At 43.1% G+C, this 2,072-nt stretch carries 2 protein-coding genes; one reads left to right on the top strand and one right to left on the bottom strand.

Annotation, left to right across the window (positions count from 1 at the left end):
- Positions 1 to 327, top strand: a 327-nt coding sequence (locus C508_RS20610) for a hypothetical protein (RefSeq protein WP_039797811.1), incomplete at its 5' end; no start/stop codon positions are given.
- A 113-nt stretch (positions 328 to 440) separates the two neighbouring features.
- On the opposite strand, the gene C508_RS0117310 is transcribed toward C508_RS20610, so the two are convergent.
- Positions 441 to 1,484, bottom strand: a complete 1,044-nt coding sequence (locus tag C508_RS0117310; protein ID WP_018704826.1) for a DUF4434 domain-containing protein — start codon at positions 1,482 to 1,484, stop codon at positions 441 to 443.
- Between the last annotated feature and the right edge of the window lie 588 nt (positions 1,485 to 2,072).

Here is a 2,072-nt window from a genome sequence, read left to right on the forward strand (position 1 = left end):
TCCTATGCTTATCAACGAAATTCAACAACAGTTGAGCAAAAGCGCTTAGCTATTTCGGAGTGCGATGGTTTTTGCGAACATTCCTTGACACTATCGTCGTTTTTAAGATATTCTATTATTTTCTATAAATTCCTTCGCATTTGCAAAAATAGTAGCTTAAAGAACTGTATACTTCTAGAAAAACTGAGAAGACTAAGAGCAGACGACAGAATTGAAGACAGAAACCAGGAGCATTTATTCGATTTAAACAAAAAAAGACAGCCTGGAAGCGTAGTTCCAAAGGCTGCAATCAAGTTTCCTATTCTAACGCAAATCAACCTGCATTGAGAAAAATTTAAATTCCTACGTAAACTAGGCATAGTAACAATCAAAAAAATTACTGACTGAAAGGCTGGCTACTATCACAATCTGCAGCGCTTTCCTCCTTATTGGGTTGCCTCTTATGAGTCCTCTTCTACCAAGACCACCCCTTTAAGGTCTGCCTGGTTCCCGCCTGGCGCTTTGAGCGATTCAACATATCGCTTGTATTGAAGATAACGCAATAGATGCCCATTATTAGGCGAATCATAATGATTAAAACTAAAGCTTGTAAACTTGCTTACAAAGCTTTTTTCAGCGTTAATTTGACTGATAACCCGTGAAATAGGCGCCGACAAAAAATCGGGGGTAAACGTCTCTAAATCACTCCATAATTCGGTTTGCGGCCTAGCTTCGGTTATCTTCTTTTTCAAGGGCGGCAACCAGGTTGCAATGGTTGCCGCAGAACCATATTCACCGCCAAACCCGTCCTGCAGCGCAATGACATCAATGGGCGCTGTCTTTAACACTTTGCCCCACATAGCCGCGTAACCATCCGCATCCAAGCCGCTGCCCGGCGCAAAATAAGGAGCAATCATCACAGGCTTCCCTGTGATACGGTGAACTTCTTCGGCAATTTCTTTATAAGCCATGGCAATTCGCTCTTGCTTAGCGCTATTTTGAAAATGAACATTCTCCACTTCCAGCCAGATATAAAAGCCAGCAACCGCATCATCGTAGCTACCTCCGTAACGCTGCCACAATTCCTGTACTATTTTTTTATTAAGGCCAACCTCATTTGCTAACCATTTTTCATCATTTGCATAATAGCGAAACCAGTCATCATTAGCAGCAAGACCCAGCCAGACTTTTATGCCTTTTCTCCTCGCCTGCTCCAAAGAAATTTTAACCTTGTCTTCGCGAAAAATTTGCGTATACCCTGAAAGCACCGTTGGATAGCAAGCCTTTTTCTCTTTAGTGTCGACCGTCCATTGCCATATAATATGATCCATGGAAACCTTTTTCATCGCCTCATACTCTGCGGCAAAATCGCTCTCTGTCCAATTCGTCACCAAGCTCGGCTGAAAAAAACTTCCTGCCAAAATTTGCGTGTTTCCCTTATTCACACCTATACTATCTAGTTTTTCCGCTGATGAAGCAAGGACAGCTCCATTGGCTAAAAACAAACAGAGCAAACTCCCGCACCCGATCCTCTGAAACCACTTTTTAGCTCGAATTTCCACCACCCCCTATCATTACCCTCAGACACTAAAAAGGCACTTTCGTACAAATTACACGCCGGACAAATGTGATTAGGAATGACTTAAACTCCCTTGCTATTCTCTGTTTCCCTAATCTAGAAATTCCTTCCGCCATCGTCGGCTTGAGAGTCGCAGCCATGGCCGCGGTCTGAGTTTTCGCTTGTACTGCTTGTACAAAGGGATCACAACCAATCATATAAAATATTGTCTTATAAGTAAACCGCTACATGGTCCTTAGAAGAGAACGCAACTCAGAGCAACAGAAAAGAGCCAGAGAGTACGGAGTGAACAAGAGTCGCGGCGACGGCACTAGGGTCGGTTGCGCCATGAATGGCATAGCAACCGACGTCTGCTGAAATTCGGAGGATTCGACTGAAGGTTACGGAAGTAAAAAAGAACCGTACCGAAGCCATTGCTTCTGATGTGACCCCAATAAGTTAGACTTTATAGCGTATCAGTTTTTACTGGTACGCTATTTTTATGCAGCATTAAGATGAAGCCTGTATTCTAGAG

Origin of the sequence: Anaeromusa acidaminophila DSM 3853, assembly GCF_000374545.1 — a bacterium.
Classification (GTDB): domain Bacteria; phylum Bacillota; class Negativicutes; order Anaeromusales; family Anaeromusaceae; genus Anaeromusa; species Anaeromusa acidaminophila.